The 17,208-nt window shown below is 60.5% G+C and carries 15 protein-coding genes and 1 tRNA gene; 7 read left to right on the forward strand and 9 right to left on the reverse strand.

The window, feature by feature from the left end; all coding sequences use genetic code 11:
- Positions 1-3: 3 nt before the first annotated feature.
- Positions 4-1,056 (reverse strand): hypothetical protein, encoded by a 1,053-nt coding sequence (locus tag QA637_RS18030; RefSeq protein ID WP_283062630.1) that lies wholly within the window; start codon positions 1,054-1,056, stop codon positions 4-6.
- 230 nt (positions 1,057-1,286) lie between these two features.
- Positions 1,287-1,739 (reverse strand): BA14K family protein, encoded by a 453-nt coding sequence (locus QA637_RS18035; RefSeq protein ID WP_153442474.1) that lies wholly within the window; start codon positions 1,737-1,739, stop codon positions 1,287-1,289.
- 337 nt (positions 1,740-2,076) lie between these two features.
- Here QA637_RS18035 and QA637_RS18040 point away from each other — a divergent pair.
- The 4 genes from QA637_RS18040 to QA637_RS18055 all read left to right on the forward strand — a co-directional run bounded on the left by QA637_RS18040 (position 2,077) and on the right by QA637_RS18055 (position 5,681).
- Positions 2,077-2,161: transfer RNA gene (locus QA637_RS18040), tRNA-Leu, on the forward strand.
- Positions 2,162-2,352: 191 nt separating this feature from the next.
- Positions 2,353-3,894 carry a DUF6538 domain-containing protein gene (locus tag QA637_RS18045; protein ID WP_283062632.1) on the forward strand — a complete coding sequence of 514 codons (1,542 nt, stop codon included), beginning with the start codon at positions 2,353-2,355 and terminating at the stop codon, positions 3,892-3,894.
- A gap of 81 nt (positions 3,895-3,975) precedes the next feature.
- The gene (locus tag QA637_RS18050; protein WP_283062634.1) at positions 3,976-4,671 is read left to right on the forward strand and encodes a hypothetical protein; all 696 of its coding nucleotides are present in this window, start codon (positions 3,976-3,978) and stop codon (positions 4,669-4,671) included.
- 341 nt (positions 4,672-5,012) lie between these two features.
- Positions 5,013-5,681 (forward strand): recombinase family protein, encoded by a 669-nt coding sequence (locus QA637_RS18055; protein WP_283062637.1) that lies wholly within the window; start codon positions 5,013-5,015, stop codon positions 5,679-5,681.
- 1,582 nt (positions 5,682-7,263) lie between these two features.
- On the opposite strand, the gene QA637_RS18060 is transcribed toward QA637_RS18055, so the two are convergent.
- Both QA637_RS18060 and QA637_RS18065 read right to left on the reverse strand, forming a co-directional pair.
- Positions 7,264-7,872 carry a DUF2441 domain-containing protein gene (locus QA637_RS18060; RefSeq protein ID WP_283062639.1) on the reverse strand — a complete coding sequence of 203 codons (609 nt, stop codon included), beginning with the start codon at positions 7,870-7,872 and terminating at the stop codon, positions 7,264-7,266.
- 57 nt (positions 7,873-7,929) lie between these two features.
- Entirely contained in the window at positions 7,930-8,841 is a 912-nt protein-coding gene (locus tag QA637_RS18065; protein WP_283062641.1) for a TIR domain-containing protein, read from the reverse strand.
- Between the two features lie 258 nt (positions 8,842-9,099).
- Between QA637_RS18065 and QA637_RS18070 the strand changes: the two genes are divergently transcribed.
- Entirely contained in the window at positions 9,100-9,831 is a 732-nt protein-coding gene (locus QA637_RS18070; RefSeq protein ID WP_283062643.1) for a hypothetical protein, read from the forward strand.
- A gap of 289 nt (positions 9,832-10,120) precedes the next feature.
- On the opposite strand, the gene QA637_RS18075 is transcribed toward QA637_RS18070, so the two are convergent.
- The 3 genes from QA637_RS18075 to QA637_RS18085 all read right to left on the reverse strand — a co-directional run bounded on the left by QA637_RS18075 (position 10,121) and on the right by QA637_RS18085 (position 15,079).
- A complete protein-coding gene (locus QA637_RS18075; protein ID WP_283064999.1) occupies positions 10,121-12,253 on the reverse strand; it encodes an adenylate/guanylate cyclase domain-containing protein in 2,133 nt (710 codons plus the stop codon).
- A gap of 344 nt (positions 12,254-12,597) precedes the next feature.
- Entirely contained in the window at positions 12,598-14,565 is a 1,968-nt protein-coding gene (locus QA637_RS18080) for an adenylate/guanylate cyclase domain-containing protein (RefSeq protein ID WP_283062645.1), read from the reverse strand.
- Positions 14,566-14,752: 187 nt separating this feature from the next.
- Entirely contained in the window at positions 14,753-15,079 is a 327-nt protein-coding gene (locus QA637_RS18085) for a hypothetical protein (RefSeq protein ID WP_153442476.1), read from the reverse strand.
- Between the two features lie 128 nt (positions 15,080-15,207).
- On the opposite strand from QA637_RS18085, the gene QA637_RS18090 reads away from it, so the two are divergent.
- Positions 15,208-15,834 carry a ribonuclease D gene (locus QA637_RS18090; RefSeq protein ID WP_153442477.1) on the forward strand — a complete coding sequence of 209 codons (627 nt, stop codon included), beginning with the start codon at positions 15,208-15,210 and terminating at the stop codon, positions 15,832-15,834.
- Positions 15,835-15,837: 3 nt separating this feature from the next.
- On the opposite strand, the gene QA637_RS18095 is transcribed toward QA637_RS18090, so the two are convergent.
- Complete coding sequence (locus QA637_RS18095) at positions 15,838-16,209, reverse strand: YqaA family protein (protein WP_327790991.1); 372 nt, start codon at positions 16,207-16,209, stop codon at positions 15,838-15,840.
- A 56-nt stretch (positions 16,210-16,265) separates the two neighbouring features.
- The gene (locus QA637_RS18100; RefSeq protein WP_153442478.1) at positions 16,266-16,547 is read right to left on the reverse strand and encodes an Rdx family protein; all 282 of its coding nucleotides are present in this window, start codon (positions 16,545-16,547) and stop codon (positions 16,266-16,268) included.
- A gap of 187 nt (positions 16,548-16,734) precedes the next feature.
- Here QA637_RS18100 and QA637_RS18105 point away from each other — a divergent pair, with 187 nt between their 5' ends.
- Positions 16,735-17,190, forward strand: coding sequence for a DoxX family protein (locus QA637_RS18105; protein ID WP_153442479.1), 456 nt, complete (start codon positions 16,735-16,737; stop codon positions 17,188-17,190).
- Positions 17,191-17,208: the final 18 nt, after the last annotated feature.

Below are 17,208 nucleotides of genomic sequence, written 5' to 3' on the forward strand. Positions count from 1 at the left end.
AGCCTACTGCTGTGATCCAGCCAGCTTGCGCCTGATGAAGTCGTAGATGCCATCTTCGTCGACGTGAAGAACGAAGAGATCGCGTGCCTCGTCTGCCTGCTTCTCGGCCTGCTTTTCGCCGTCCTCATGGATCGCCGCCATCAGGCTCGCCTCTTCCTTGGTGATGCCGGCGTTGTCACGCTCACTGCCTCGGCTTTCCGAGGCAGTCTGCTCGTTGTCGCGGTCATCGTTCCGCGCCTGCGTTTCCGCGACCTCGGCGCCGGCGGCGAGAACGGTCAGCATCTCGGCTGCATCGATGCCTTCTTCTTCGGGCGCTGCCTTTCCGGCGTCGGTATCGGCGGCGACCTCGTTCCGCTTCCTTACGGCTTCATGCAGTTCCTTGACGTCGTCGAGCTTGTCCCTGGCTTCGAGCGCGCGGATCGTCTTCTCGCGCTCGGCATGGGTCTCCGCATCCTCGACGCGAGTCGGATCGCTCTCCGTCCGTTCGAGTTTCAGTTCCTCGAGCGATTTCGGATTGGCGGCATCCTCCAGCCGTTGCAGCACCTTTGCCGTTTCGACGGCGTTGAGCCCGCCATCCTGCGCCTTCGTTTGCAGCGCCGCTTCAAGCTTGTCGTCTTCCGTGCCGTAGGGATTCTTGATCGCGGCAAGGACTTCCGAGAGCGAAAGGTCCAGCGCATCGAGGCCGAGCGTCTTCTCGACCATGCGGATCCGTTCTGGCTCAAGACTGGAAAGAGCCTCTTCGAGCTGACGCCCGTAGGCGTAGGCCGATTGGCCATCCGCTCGCTCCAGGCCGACGAGCTCGCCGAGCTTGCCGGTCAGTTCGAGCTTGAGCTCCGTGACATCGAGCACGGCGCGATTGAAAAAGTGGTTGTTGATCTTGTCGTTGGCGGCCTTCTGTGCCTCGTCCGACTTGATCCGCGCCTTGAGGATCTTGTCCTCCTTGGTCGCTTTCGCCTTTTCCTCTTCCTCCGCGCGGCGTTTTTCGATGTCCTCGATGATCGAGCCCACGAGGGTGGTCGAGACGGTCGCGCTTGCCTGCTGGGTCGGAAGCAGCATCGTTTCAATCCGCCATCTGATTGTACCGGTCTGAAACGATAGGCGGCCGAGGTTAACTGCGCCTTAATGATGCCGAGGTTGCCTGCCTTCCGAAGATACGGCGAACATCTTCGCCGTATCTGTGCGAGCGCAGTCCTTCTGCGATGCGCGACGCGGCAGCTTGCCCAGTCGCAGCTTCAAAAACCAAGGAAGCTCGGCGGAAGTGCCGCCGCGCCTCGTTCGAGCGGGCCCTACCAGCCGCGGATCATGACGCCCCCGTAATAGCCCGGTCGGTAGTACCGATGGCCGTAACCGGGGCCATAGTACCGGTACGGATAGTAGCCGCGATAATACCGATAGGGATAGTAACCGGGGTAATAGCCCGGGCCGTAATAGCGGGTCCCGTAATAATATCGGTTCCCATAGTAGTAGGGCCCCGGATAGTATCCGACACCCGGCCCGAAATAGAAGCTGATTCCGGCCCGGCGATAGCCGGGATGGTAGCCCGGCCAGCCACCATAGTAGCCGCCCCGCCAGCGCGGATAATAGCCCCAGCCGCGATGGGTGACGGTCTGGACATCTGCGGGTGGCCCGATTGCTATATCGAGCACCGGACGCGGCATGGCCTGGGCAGGCGCGACAGGGGGAATCATGGAGGCGGCCGCCAGCGCGCAGCTCATAACGAAATTCCGAAATCCCGTCATTTTTTCCTCACTTTCCGAAAGACGTGCTTTCCGGTTTGTCCCCGCTCCATAGACGTTTGTTTTGGTTGGTTTATTCCATGACGTCGGGTCGCGCGCCGCGTGCTCAGCCAAAGGATTTCCGCGCCGATCAGCCGTCGGAGGAAGCATGCGCCTCTCCGGCACTCATGTCACTGAAATTCTTGCCCTATCCTTGCGGGCTGGACTGCTCCGACTGGACCGGCGGAAGGCGGGGCACGACGAAGCGGAGCCACTCTCCGGTGCTTTTTCGTGATCCGACACGAAAACTTCAAAATGCCTGTTGACACTTCGGCCCGGGCCTTTTACATGCCGGTCCGTCGCCCAGATGGCGGAATTGGTAGACGCGCAGGTTTCAGGTACCTGTGCCGCGAGGCGTGGAGGTTCGAGTCCTCTTCTGGGCACCATTTCCCTTCGAACGTGTTGAGAACGTTCAACTAACTGATATTGCGTGACCTTTCGCTCACCCGAGTGCTACACACGGGTGACACACATGCGCATCAGAATGGCATGCCCAATGCGCCGCAAAGGCTCCTCATTCCATCAGCTCCGTAAGCGCATTCCTCTGGACATTCTCGAAAAAGCCAGAGGAACATCCTTGGCCGTCCCTGTTGGGGGCGAAATCTTCCATATGGTCGTTGGCGAGAATGCGTCGGAGATAACGATCTCTCTGAGGACGCGCGACCCGAGAGAAGCCAAGGAACGTCAGGCCGTAGCGCTGGCCTACCTCGATAGCGTCTGGCAAGCCCTCCGCGAGGGCCCGAAGCGGCTGACCCAAAAGCAGATCGCCGCGCTGGCTGGCGAAGCCTATCGCGAGCTTGTTGCGTCTTTCGAGGATAATCCCGGTTCGCCCGAGACATGGAAGCAGATCGTCCAGCTGCAGATCAAGAGCATGGCCCCGGACGCACGGGAGCGGTGGTTCGGCCCCACTGTTGATCTGATCTTGGCGAAACATCGGCTTGTCGTCGACAAGGACAGCCGCTCCGCTCTCATAAGTGCCGTTGGCGTGTCGGTGTCTCAGGCTTCAGTTCGCCTCGCGCAGAACGCCGGGGGCGACTATAGCCCCGACACGGTCGTGACACGCTTCCCGCCGCTGGAGTTGTCGAGGGAGGCGAAGTCCGCGAAGCCCCTGCCAAAGGGGTCTCAGACCATCACTGGATTGGCTGAAGGCTGGTGGCGCGAGAACAAGATGGCCGGCAGGGCGGTCAGCACCCATGAGGCATATCAGCGGGTGGCGCAGCAGCTCTCCGAGTTCCTCGGTCACGATGATGCACGTGCGGTGACCGAAGACGACATCATTGCATTCAAGGACCATAGGCTTTCTCAGGGCGTCAGCCTCAAGACGATTGGCGGGGGAGACATATCCGGCATTCGGCAGCTCTACGCGTGGGGCATCGCTAACCGGAAGGTGAGCCATAATCCTGCCGAGGGTGTAAAGGTCGCGAAGGTCAAGAAGAAGCGGACCCGAGACCCGGGCTTCACTGATGAAGAGGCCGTCGCCATTCTGTCAGATGCGTTTCACCACAAGAGAACGGGCAAGGCGTCGGCGCACCTGTCGAATGCGAGGCGCTGGGTGCCATGGCTTTGCGCCTATTCTGGCGCCCGCATCGGGGAAATGGTCCAGCTCCGAAAGCAAGACCTCCGGCAAGAGAATGGTCTCTGGATCATCCGCATAACCCCCGAGGCTGGCACGGTGAAGGACGGGGAGTACCGCGATGTTCCGCTGCATCCCCACCTCGTTGAACAGGGCTTCCCCGAGTTCGTATCCAAGGCAGCTAACGGCCATCTCTTCATGAAGGTCTTCGGTGACACCGAGAAAGCCCAGAGAGGCGCTTGGCGCACCACGAAGAACCGCGTTCGCGACTTTGTCCGAGAGATCGTCACGGACCCGGAGGTGGCACCGAACCATGCTTGGCGACATCGGTTCATGACGCTGGGCCGTAACCTTGGCATATCTCGTGACGTTCGCTTCTCGATCACCGGCCATGACACTGACGCCGAGGGGGACGACTACGGCATCGCCACCAATGAGGCCAAGGCAGCAGCTCTGGCGAAGTACCCACGATATGAGGTGAAGCCACTTGACCGAGCGCGTCAACGTGTAAGCGAACCGGTTGAGCTGCCGCAATTGACGGAGTAAACCGAGCAAAACCCTTGCATCGACTATCGCGTTCTGCTGGCTTGGCGACCTCGGGACTGGCTCAATCGGCAGGACGCAAATATGGAACATCTTCTTCCGGCGCTCAATTTCGTCAAAGACCAAGCAAATTGGCAGACCATCGCCGCCATAGTGACTGCGGCTACAAGCGTGGCCCTCGGCTACTTGACGTGGGTGCTCGCGAAAGAAACTCGTGTTCTCTCTCGGGCAACCTCCCAAGCTCACGTTACCGTGACGTTTGAGCCCAATCTGTGGGCGATGCATTGGGTTGACATCGTCGTGGCGAACTCGGGAAACGCCGTCGCCTACGACATCGAGGTCAGTTTTGACCCACCACTTCCAAGGCTATCTGAGCGCAGCGAGGCTAATGGCGTCCCCCTGCAACACATCAGCATCCTTCGCCCGACGCAGTCCATCAAGAGTAGCCTCTGCGAGAACAGCAGGCTTACGGATCGAGCGTACCGGGTCACGATTGGTTGGAGACCGAGCCCGAAGGCGCAGAAGCGTGAAGCGCTGACGTACGTGCTGAGTTTGGCGGACTACGACGATGTTAGTCGGCTGGGGGCTGCAAGTCCGCTCGTTCAGATTGCTGAACAGATGAAAAAGCTCCGAGAAGACTGGAAAAGTGTGGCTCAGGGCCGCCACCACATTAAGGCTGATGTCTACGCGAAAGCAGATCGAGACGCCGAGGCCGAACAACGGCGGGCTTGGATAGAGGAACGCGCTCAGAGGCCCGCACCGGAGACGAACGACGGATAGTGGAAACGGTAGTTCGCATCATGCCTCAGATTTTTGGCGGAAATTTCTCTGGCATCCATTCAGATGAGCAGCTCAAGCTGGCTTCCCCCCTGGCCCCCGTCCGATCTATTACGGTGCGGCGATGCTCCGGTTCGGGTGTCCTCGGTTCGCGCTCGGCGATGCTCCAGCTCATCGATAGGAGGACACCCACCTGAGTGCCTTGCCCTCGTTGCGTGGCGGTGGTACCGCGACTTGACGGAAGGAGATCGATGCCTACTGATTTCATTTCGATTTACATGCACAACGAACGTTGACATTTGATAAAGCGCCTGACATGTTCCTTCCGCCAACGGAGATCGGACATGCAGCAGTACGTCATTTACATCCGAGTGAGCACCGAAGATCAGGGCCGCAGCGGTCTCGGGCTGGAAGCTCAGGAGCGGGACATCGCCATCTTCCTCGACAAGTTCTCCAACATCCCTTTCGAGATCATCGGGGAGTTCCGTGACGTGCAATCAGGGGCGGACAACGAACCCCCTGAACTGACCAAGGCGTTGGAACTGGTGCGCAAGACCGGGGCCGAACTGTTGGTTGCCAAGCTGGACCGGCTGAGCCGCAAGGTCTCGTTCATCGCCACGCTGATGGACGACAAGAGGGTGAAGCTCCGGGTCGCGCAGATGCCCCAAGCGGACAAGTTCCAGCTCCACATCTACGCAGCGCTGGCCGAGCAGGAGCGGACGTTCATTTCGGAGAGGACCAAGGCGGCGCTGAAGGCTGCCAAGGGGCGGGGCGTCCGTCTCGGTGGCCTCCGCGACAAGACGATGAAGCGCAACGACGCGATCCAACAGAAGGCGGATGCCGAGGCAGCGAAGGTCATGAAGATTGTCGGGCCGTTGAGGGCGTCGGGACAAACCCTGAGCGCGATAGCCGAGACGTTGGACAGCATGAACATTCCGACATCCCGGGGCGGCAAGTGGACGCCTACGCAAGTGTCGAGGGTCTTGGATAGGGTCTCCTCTCGGTCCTCATAGCGGATGCCGTACACTGCTGCGGTAGCGGCTTTCCAGAGGCGGCAGTGTCTTCCTGCCATCACCATAGCCGCAACCGCAGAACGCGCTCAGGAGGCCGCTACGGTGCCTGCGAGCCGAATAGGGACAACAGGAGCAATTTCATTTCGATTTTGCACCCACCATCCATCGACACCGCGAAAGGAAATCACCATGGCACACACCGGGGCCAAGCAATCACGACCAGTTCGATATTTCGCGGTGACATACTTCGACGGGGACGAGACCCTGAGCGGTGGCCGTCAGTCTGTCTTCCGCTCGAAACGATTGTGCCGCGCCAAGCGGATTGCTCGGTCAAACATGCCACGCGATGCCAACCGGATGGAGCTTGTCGAGATCAACGGGGCAGACTTCGACGGGCGCCGGGAAGCCTACCGACAGTGCTCTGGGCAAATTGGGGCAACAGTAGGTGGGCCGGGGGTTCATCTATAGTTCTACACTATGGTTGAGACCTTGGTGGGCTACGGTCCTGCTTCAGTTCCCTTGAGAGGGGAGGGTGTCAATCACCTCCTCCTCCCCTGATCCAGAGCACCACCGCAGTGAACCACGGTCCACACCTGCGTGTCAGCCTTGGGCCGAGACTGCAGCTCTCCTCTCGCAGGTGATCTCCGTGGCACCCACGCGGAAGCATTCCACCGAGGTCCCGCCTGTAATGAGGAGGATCAGCGATCTCCCCAGCCCTGTAGGTCAACCGGAGTTGCGCAGTCTGTCTTCGCCCTGGGCGATCTGTGACAGGCATCCGACAGGCTCCGTCATCCCCACTGCAACGCCACACGGACAACGTTTGCGGCAACGACCACAGACGCGCTCCGGTTCGTCTCTGGTGCCAATGTTCAGCCAAACCCTCGGCGCTCGTAAATTGCCTCCACCGCACCGCAAGGAATGCCGGTCACAGGGAGGCTCCGCCAGTGCGCCCCTTCATCATCAAATCACCACCCACAGGAAAGGTATCCTGCATTGATCCCAGCGGTCCTCACCGCCATGCACACCATCGAACTGATCGGCTCTTACGTCGCCCGTCATGTCGAAAGCGGCCTTACGGTCGATCTAACCTCCCGTCGTAACCGCAGCACCACCAAGGGGCCGATCTCTCCGTTGTGTCGGAAGCTCGTTGACCTCGGTCATGACCCCGGCGGAAAGGTCCATGTCATCCGCAGCGCATTGGACAGAGACGGATACATCCCCGTCTTTAAGCGCGACCGGACGCTTGAGACTTGGGCGGGAGCCGATTGCGTCGAGAGCGAAACGCGATCAGTGCGCGTCCAGAAACATCGTCCTCGTCCTGACGCGGTAGAGGCATTCCAGAGGGCTTAGCGCCGTTTGGCCACCTTGGGTGCCGAGGATCGAGAAAGCGCCTCATTGCCCTCCACGGCGACACGTCTCGTCGCTCCAGCCAACTGGCATATGCTCGCCATAGGCTGTGCGTCCAACACCCGGCTACCAGTCCACCTTGGCTCCTCTTGGGTTAAGCCTTGGTGGAACTGGGACGGATCAGTTTGTTTTGTGGTCCCCGCCTCCGCATCGGTGTCTTTTGTGCCGGTGCGCACTAACAGACCTCCGCTACCACGGTTGCTCTTCCCGCGAAGAGTGCTTCCGGTTCAACGGCGGTGCTTTGGTCGAATTGCGTCCAGTACTGAACGGCTTTGGCTTTGGTCTCCGAGATCGCTTCCGCGTCGCCCAGAAGCAATCCAGCGTCAGCCAAGTGGACCTTCCCTGTAGCGGAAAGCTGCAAAATCCTTCCGGACGATCCCAACCGGTCTTGCCAGATACGAGCAGCCTCCAAATCTGGCGTGACCCACAGGGCTGACTGCCTCGAAGGCGCTAAGGGGGCGCACTCCAGCCTGACCATCTCCATAAGCAGTTCACGCGCCAACATGAGGTAGTGGTTACTGATTTCGGCGGCAATCGTCGGCAGTTGCGGACTGCTTATTTCCCCGCGCTCAACACCTTTCAGGAAACCTATGGCTCCATACTGAACGACCGAACCATCCTGCATTGTCACCGAATAGCGTCGTGGCGTCTCATAGAAGCCGTAGAACGGGTTGGACGCTTCCCCGCTCTCGATCTCCGACCCTACCGTCAGGCTGGCATGTGGGTTGTAGGGCAATTGCCGAGTGACATGGTAGCATGTCCAGTCTGAAACCTGATCCGTCAATGTATCGATCCGTCCTTGCGTTGCTGTATCAGCCACTTTGATGGATAGGCGACACCCTCAGACGGCGTAACCGGCCTGTTTGAGTTCCAAGCGAATGGTGTCTTTCCAAGACCCGCTGTCATCCATGCTCACGTAAACGACCCCGCTGATGTCGTTGGGCGTTTCAACGTGACCTTTGACCATCGCAGCAACCCGCTTTCGACCGAGCCTTGCAATGAGGTAGCCATGCTCGAAGACAACGTTCTGTCTGGCGCGGTAGCGCGAGTTAAGCTCGCCACGCCGCCGCCCTTCGTCGCACTCCGTGTAAAGCACGATGCCGTAGCCGACGTTCGTGTAGTGCTCAATCTTTTCGATGATCGTCATGCCGAGGCTGGCTTGCTGATGCAGAATGATCGGCACAAGTCCGAGCGACTGGATAAAGTTTGCGGCATCCAGTTTCGCAATCTCGTCCTGCCCATGGACGATAAAGACCTCTCTCGGCGGCGCTCCCGTCTCTGGCTGGTTGGGATCCTCTACGGAGGTGGTCGTCGGAGTTGGGCTACGTGCATTCAGAGCTGCGTTCACCTGTTCAGCCGTCAAATATCCCTTGCTGATCAGAATTTCCCACAACGGTTGGTCCTTAACGGCCCAGTGGGTACGATACAGCTCCAGCTTTCCGAGCTCGATTTCTGAGCGCATGTTTTCCAGCGCACCGCTCGGGAGCGGTGGAAGATTGGCGTCGAACTCAAATCCGATCGTTACGCGGTCATCCGAAACGGCGACATCCGTAAGGTAGCCAATTCGTGTAGGCACGACTTCGTGCTCAACTGCGAAGAGACAGGGAAAGCTCTTCAGTTCGGTCACCGCCGCCTCGTCTAAGTCACGGTAGCGTTCGCTCACCGCGTCGGCTGTGTATTCGATGGCAACCCTTGACCTCTCGATGTCCCAATCGAGACCGTCCCATTCGCTGTCTGTATAGGCAATCAGCAAGTTAAACATCGTGGCCCCGCAATCATAAGAAGCACCCAACTCCCTCGTGCTTAACTCATGTCCCACTTTCGGTTCAAGCACGGGGATGGACGTCTGTGCATCGGCCCCGAGCGACACCCGGCATCGCCCGATCTCGTGTGTTTTGCCACGCCCCCGCCCATCGGGGTCTCTTGTTGGAAACATCCTCAGGTCAATACATGTTTGGTTGCGGTCCCGCCGATAAGTTGTATTTTCCGCTGGTAGTTGGGAGGCGTACGGATGGAATACGAGCTAATCACAGAGCAGGATTACGATGCTCTTCCCGAAGAGCCAGCGCTGAAATTCGTAGCCTTGGAAGCTATATGTCGGCGAAATATGAACCAGTTTATTTCCGAACAAACCCCGGCGACTTTCGATCGCATGATCGAGATGCAGTATATGTCGGTGGTTTCGGCTGCTGCGGAGGAGCTGGGCATAGGTGGCCTTTCATACCCGTCGCATCTCGACGAACCTTACACCGCGTTCAACGACTTCCTTCTCGAAGCCGCTGCTGCTGTCACGCGGATTAGACTGCGGAACAGCTCCTCCAAGGCTGGGTCTGTAAGGTTGAGCCAAAGATCTCGGGCGAAGATCGAACTGCAGTTGCGTCGACTGGAGCAACTCATTGAAGAAGCTGAAATGTCAGAGGGTAGGCGTAAGGCGCTTCTTCAGAGGATTGATCAGTTCAGGCACGAACTTGATCAGACGCGACTGAGCTTCGGGAAGGCAATGGCGCTACTCGCCGCCGTTAGTCTCGGAATTACATCAGGTACAAGCTTTCTTGCGGATGCGCCGGAGGCCATCGCGACGATCACCAGTCTCATCGGGGCGGACAAAGAAGCTGAGGATCAGGAGGCTAAGCGGCTTGGCGCAACTCCGGTTCCCAAGGCGTTACCTGCACCTGATGCCCAAAGAGCCAATGAGGGCGATCGGTCAAACTACGAATTGACAGATGATGACATTCCTTTCTGAGGGGTGCCGACAGACTTGCTTGGCTCCCACATGAGTGCTACACACGTTCCTAACGGTGAGCGAGAAAAGCAAGCAATTTCAGTGGGAAGGCGGCGTCGTTACCCAGTCCTCTTCTGGGCACCAAATTCCGATTTCAGACTGCCTCGCGCGGTCGTGAAACGCAAAAAAGAGCCCGGCCCGCCGGGCTTTTTTGTTGTCTGGCGTGTTGTGGTGGCCTTGCGCGGCCTTCATTTGAAGCCATCGCGGCCCACGCGAAGACGCCTGGCGGGCATGGGAGCTGTTCACCGCTCTATAATCTCAGGAGCCACGCCTCTACCTTCCCTTTGCCCTTGACTTCGATTGTGCCGCGCGGCTCGAAGACGAACTGGCCTTTGAGCTTTTCGTAGACCGCGCGCGTAACCTGGATCGAGTTGGGAATGCCGCCTGTTTCCATCCGGCTCGCGAGGTTCACGGTGTCGCCCCAAAGATCGTAGATGTATTTGCTCTTGCCGATAACGCCGGCCACGACAGGGCCGGTGTTGATGCCCACCCTGATGCTGAGCGAGGCGTTGTGTTCCAGCGCGTGCTCGCGGGTAATGTGTACCATGCGGATGGCCATGCGAACCATGCGCTCGGCGTGGTCGGCCGTGGGAACGGGTAGGCCGCACACCGCCATATAGGCATCGCCCACCGTCTTGATCTTCTCGACGCCGAGATCTTGAGCAGAAGCGTCGAAGCGGGTGAAGAGACCGTTGAGCAGGGTCACGACATCCTGCGGCGGCATATCAGACGTCAGCTCCGTGAAGCCGACGATATCAGCAAAAGCGACAGTGACCTCCGCAAAGCCATCGGCGATCCCCACCTCACCACTGCGGAGCCGGTTGGCGATCGGTGCCGGTAGCACGTTCAGCAGCAGCTGCTCGTTCTCGCGATTCTTCTCCTCGATCGCGACGTTCTTCAGTCGAATATCCTCGACCATGCCATTGAAGGCGGAGCAAAGCTGGCCGATCTCGTCGCCCGTGCGGACCGGGACGCTGGCTCCGTAGTCGCCGGCGGCGAAGCGTTTCACCCCTGCGGTGAGCTCGCGTAGTGGCTGAAGCAGCGCATGCGAAAGCCACGCGGCCGCGACTGCCACCACCAGCGCCGCCAGTCCTCCGACCACCATCAGATCCCGGCGCAGCCGATCGATCGGCGCAAAGGCTTCGGCGCTGTCGATCTTGGCGACAAGCCCCCACTTGACGTCGTGAATTGCGAGTGGCCCCCATGAAGCGAGCGTCGGAACGCCACGGTAGCCGATGATCTCGCCAGTACCCTCGACGCCGGCCAGTGCCGCCCTAGTGGCCTGGGTGTCGATGCGCTGATGCAGCACGGGCGTCCCGTAGCGCCGGATGGCCGACATCTCGCTCTCCGGGCTGCCTACGGCGCGGAGTTCGGCGAAGTAGCCGTCGAGATTCTCGTAGAACGCGCGTGGGGCCGAGCGAACCAGATAGTCCGGCCCGACGAGATATGCCTCGCCCGTGTTGCCAAATCCGTCCTGCCGCCAGCGGCGGCCGCCGGTAACGACGTTGTCGATCTCCTCATTCGACAGTTGCGCGATCAGCACGCCGATGACGACGCCCTTGTCGATAATCGGCGCGCCCATGAAGGCGATTGGTGCGCCGCCTGACGGCTCATACGGCGCGAAATCCGCAAGGCAGACAGCCGACTGGTCGGGGGCCAGCGAGCAGCGGGCGACCGCGGCTGCAACGTTTGAGCGGCGGTACGGACCGAACTGGAGGGATGTGGTGAAGTCCGTCTCCTTCTGGACGGTGTAGATCAGCCGGCCCGATTTGGGGTCGGCCACCATGAAGTCGAAGAATCCGACCGTTGTGGCAGCCGCCCGCATCAGCGGATGATAGATGGCGTGCAGCCGGCTGTATTCGCTGCCGTCACCGGCGTCGTCGAGAAGCCCGCGCCGTTCGGCCGGGTTCGGATTGGCCACGATGTAGTGGTACTGCAGATAGTGAGGGGCTCCGCCGACCGGCAAGTAGTCCGACAGGGCCGGTTCCCTGCCCAAGATGCTCGTCATTTGCGGAATGAAATTCTCGGCATACCAGTCGCTCACCTTCCGGTCCATTTCGGGTGATATGCCTGCCCGGTCGAGTTGTTCGACCGCGATCCGGAACTCGCGAGTTGATTCGACCACCATCTTCGAGGTGGCAAGGAGGCGCAATTCGGCCTGGATGGTGCGGAAGTAGGTCTCGATCTGGCGCGCTTTGGTCTGGCGGGCGGTCGTGAGCTGATCGAAGATTGCCTGCTCGAGGGCATCGCGGGCGCGGAAGTATCCGAGCACGGCCGTCAGCAGAACCGCGACCGCACCAAGCAGGACGAGAATCGCGAACAGCTTTGCACCCAGGCCCCAGGGCGCGGGGCGCGGTGTGCCGGTCACACCTTTGAAAGACATCATCGACCTCTAATCCACACGCGAGGTTTTTTGGGCAGGCAGCACCGGCGATGACAGCGTTTGGTCAGGTCGTTGCAGGTAACGTCTGCCACCGATGACAGAGTACTGAAGTCGCGGCCCGATGGCAGTACATTTTCAGGTCGACAGGGGCCTACATGAACAGGGTTGCCAACTCCGCCCTTTCAATCTGACGCGGTCACGCAAGTGCCCGATCTCTCACGCGCGAACGTCTGCACTGTACTGAATTCGCCATTTGGGGCCGATTGCGCCAAACAGCTGCTCACGCGTGCGGCTGGAATCCAGCACCCCCCGAGTCGATGCAGCCAGCCAAGGACGACCAACGCCTACGCCGCCGTTCCGGTTTGCGCTTCGTCCATTTTCACTTCGGCGACAGGGCCCGCTGCCAGGACCTCGTAGATGTCCAAGGCAGTTGCCCGCCCCTTGGCCTGTGCCGAGCCGAGTGGACGGAATGTGATGACGTCCCGACATTGTGCCACGACCGCGCCGCTCGCCATGATCGTCGTGCCGTAATTCTTGTTCATGCCTTCAAGCCGCGAGGCGACATTCACCGTGTCGCCCATCGCCGTATATTGCAGCCGCTCCTTCGCGCCGACGCTGCCGACGACGGCGGTGCCGGTATGAATGCCGAAACGGGTGCGGAATTCCGGAAGGCCCTTGGCCTTCTGCTTTTCGTTGAATGCCTGCAGCCTCTCCTCGACGGCGAGAGCGCAGCGACAGGCGTGTTCGGCGTGGCGTTCGTCGGCGATCGGCGCGTTCCACATGGCGAAGACCGAGTCGCCGAGGAACTGGATGATGGTGCCGTTGTGGGCATGCACTGTTTCGCTGAAAATGTCGAAATATTCCGAAAGCATCGCCACCACCTCCTCCGGCGCGTGGCGCTCGCTGATCGTGGTGAAATCGTAGATGTCCGTGAAAAGCGCCGTCACTTCCTGACGCCAGGCGGCGCGGCCGCCGAATTGCCCGGACTCGATGCCTCGGCGCACCAGTTCCTTGGGCACGTAGAGTGCGAAGGTGAAGATCGCGTCGCGGGCCTTGTTCATCGCGCCATTGAGCGTCGAGATCTCCGTGACGTGCGACGGCACGTCGATCGGCGTGGTGAAGTCGAGATCCTGCAGCCGGTTGGCGCTGGCGGTCAGCTGGTGCAGGGACTTCGTGATCAGATGCGCGAGAACGAGAGCGCTGAGGACGGCAAGCACCACGACGGCACCCGAAACCGCGAGGCCCTGGAGCAGGGCGGTGTTGGCCGTCGCCATCAGCTCGTCGAGAGGGGCGGCGACGACGACCCGATGTCCGGAAAGCAGCAGGGCCGATGCCAGCGGCGTCACCACCACGAGATAGGTGCGATCGCCGACATCGACGAAGCTTGCCTTGCCCGGGGGAGGCGGATTGAGCCGGATGCTTTCGATGAGGGGATCGTTTTGCGGCGCAGTGACCGGGTCATACTTCTGTTTTGCCGCCATGATACGCCGCATCATGGCGGGATCGGAGTGGATGATCGGCCGCCCGACTGCGTCGAGAATGAACGAAACGGAGCCGTCGGTGAGCCGCTCGCGCGACAGGAAGTCGGTGATCGTGTCGAGAACGACGTCGGCGCCGATGACGATCTTTCCGTTCCCGTGATGGGCTTGCGATATCGTCATTCCGAGCTTGCCGGTCGTGGCCATTTCGTAAGGCCCGGTCGGTACGGGAACTTTCCCGTCGACGGCTGCCTGATACCAGGGGCGGGTTTGCGGGTCGAAGCCAGTCGGCGTTGACCGGCGTTCGGCGAATTGTATGCCGGCTGCATCTAGAAACAGGACGCGGTTGACGGGCTTTCCTTCGGCGTCCTTTTCCATGGAGCGCACGGCAAGCGTCGCGCCGCGCGGCGCATCGAGCGCCATGCGCCACGCCGGCATCGCCAGATCGACGACCTGGAAGAACGTGCCATCTGGATAGCCGACATAGATGCCATCGATATGCGGAGACCGCATGATGCCTTCGCGCATGATCGCGATCTTGTCGTTCAGGCGCTCCGGGGGAGGCACGAGGAAGGAATTCGCCACCGACGCCACAAGGCTGACCAATGCCGAGGTGTCGCCGGAAAGGACCCCGAGCCGGTCGACGAGTCGACCGACAAAGGCGCGCATGTTCGTTTCGGCATCTTCGATCGCGGCATCGCGCGAGCGACGGTAATCAAGGCCGACCAGCGTTGCGGATACCACGATGAGCATGGCAACCATCACGAGGGCAAACAGGGATCGGAGAGAATGCGTCCAGATCGCGGGGTGCCTGTTCTCGTCGGAGCCGCGCATGCGTTTTCCCGTTTGTGAGTTCGCCGTCAATCTGCAGCATTGCACGGCGTTTGCATAGAACTTGTTAATTGGCGAGCCGGGGAGCTAAGGAGGTCCTCGGCCCGCTCCATAAAGCGTAAGCTATTGCTTACGGTCGTCGGGCGCCACGTGAGCTTGCCTGCGGCCGCCTAAAGCAGAATCCGCCCGGCTAATAGTTCAAGCCGCGCTTTTGCCGTTCGAGCGAGGGTGGCAGTCGACTTCCCCTGAAGACCGGACCATCACCCTCGCGGCATTTGTAGACCGTGTCGTAGCCCGGCCCACGCGAGGACTCGAACGGCGCCCAGCGGTCGACGAAGACCTGCTCGCAAGCCACCCTCGGCGGATCCTGCAACGGATCCTCGGCCCGGACGCCCGGAAGGTCATTATAGGCTTGAGCAAACTGCGGCGCGCCTTCTGTCGCAAGCGCAGCGCCTGTCGAGATCTCCAGGAGGAAGGCAGTGGAGGCAGGCACCAGGACGGATCGAAGCGAAATCATGCTCTCGGGCTTTCTGAGGAGGGGATCGGCAGGACCGGACGGGAAATGTACGGTATTGCCTCCGGCAAACTTGCGCTATAGGCCAACTGTGTTCCAATTCACTTGACTGGTTGATCTGGGGATTTTCGATGGCGAATGCAATACGGTTCCACGAAGGCGATATTTCCGCGGCCGATGCGGCCCGCTACACCGGCGCGATCGCCATCGACACGGAAACGCTCGGCCTCATCCCCCGCCGCGACCGGTTGTGCGTGGTGCAGCTGTCGCCAGGTGACGGTACCGCCGACGTGATCCGCATCGCCGCCGGTCAGAAAGAAGCGCCGAACCTCGTTGCGATGCTCGCCGATCCGGCGCGCCTGAAGATCTTCCACTTCGGCCGCTTCGATATCGCCGTGCTCTTCCACACTTTCGGGGTGACGACGACGCCCGTCTTCTGCACCAAGATCGCTTCACGGCTGACGCGCACCTATACCGACCGGCATGGGCTGAAGGATAATCTCAAGGAATTGCTCGACATCGACATTTCCAAGCAGCAGCAGTCCTCGGATTGGGCGGCCGATATTCTTTCACCGGCCCAGCTGGAATATGCCGCTTCCGACGTGCTTCACCTGCATGCGCTGCGCGACAAGTTGACGGCACGCCTCCTGCGCGATGGCCGCATGGAGCATGCCGAGGCCTGCTTCGCCTTCCTGCCGACACGCGCGAAGCTCGATCTGCTCGGCTGGGAAGAAACGGACATTTTTGCGCATAGCTGATGTTCACGGTATCAGCCACAGGACGGCGGCATAGCGCGCCGCCTTGCCGAGCGTCACGAAGATCAGAAACAGCGTGAGCGGCGTCTTCAGCAGCCCGGCGACAAGCGTCAGCGGATCGCCGACGACCGGCAGCCAGGAAAAAAGCAGGACGGGCCGGCCATAGCGCTGGAACAGCGCTTCGGCCTTCCGCCGCGCGGGCGGCGATACCGGAAACCAGCGGCGGTCCGCGAAACGGATGAGAAAGCGGCCGAGCGCGAAGTTTAGGACGGCGCCAAGCACGTTGCCCGCGGTCGCCGCCAGTAAGAGCGCTGTGCGGCTTGTCTCGCCGGCAAGCGCCGCCGCGACGACCGCCGCTTCCGAAAGGCCGAAGAGCAAGGTCGCCGACAGGAAGGCCGCGGCAAAGACGCCGGAGAGGATACCGAAGTCCAGGCTCAACTCCTGTCGACATGGCCGAGATCGCGGTCGGGCTCGATCACGTCGCGGATACGCTGCTTCAGCTGCTTCGGCCCGGGGAAGCCGCCGTCGCGCTTGCGCTCCCAGACGAGCTCGCCATCGACGCGGATCTCGAAATTGCCGCCCGTGCCGGGGATCAGCGCGACTTCGCCGAGCGCATCGCCAAAGGTCGACAGCAGCTCCTGCGCCATCCAGCCGGCGCGCAGCAGCCAGTTGCATTGGGTGCAGTAAAGGATCGTGACGCGAGGCTTTTCGCTCATCTCATGCTTCCTGTTTTGCATTGGATTTCAAACATATCGGCGCGCCGGGGTCGCAACAACCGGGCTTTCACGCACAGATCACATACATGTCAACTTTGATAGTCATGTTTTTATCGGAGGGAGCCTTGAATTGTGAACGGCGCTTGGCAAGAGAATTGCTGCAGTGCAACCGATTCCAGAGGAAATCATGACCGACACCACCGCCACGACCGACCGCCCGCGTGCGATCCTGCCGGCACTCGAAAAGATCTATCTGCCGCTCGACACCTTCGCCGAAACGCTGCTGCGCGTGCTCGCGGGTGCGCTGCTCGTCACCCACGGTTACGGCAAGATCATCAATCCCTTCGGTGCCGTCGGCATGGTGGAAGGCCTTGGCTTCTATCCCGGCGTCTTCTGGTCGCCGCTCCTCTCCGCCACCGAATTCTTCGGCGGCATCTTCATCGCCATCGGCTTTCTGACCCGCCCCGCCGCTTTCGCGGCCACCATCGTGCTGCTGGTCACCGTCTATTTCCATGGCATCGTGCAGGGCCAGGGCCTCGGCGGCGCCGAGAAATCGATCCTTTGGGCTGCAATCACCTTCTTCTTTGCCGTTCGTGGCGCCAACAGCCAGTCGGTGGACGCCAAGCTTGGCAAGCAGTTCTGATCCTTAGACGCGGCCGCT

Origin of the sequence: Sinorhizobium terangae (assembly GCF_029714365.1) — a bacterium.
Lineage (GTDB): Bacteria > Pseudomonadota > Alphaproteobacteria > Rhizobiales > Rhizobiaceae > Sinorhizobium > Sinorhizobium terangae.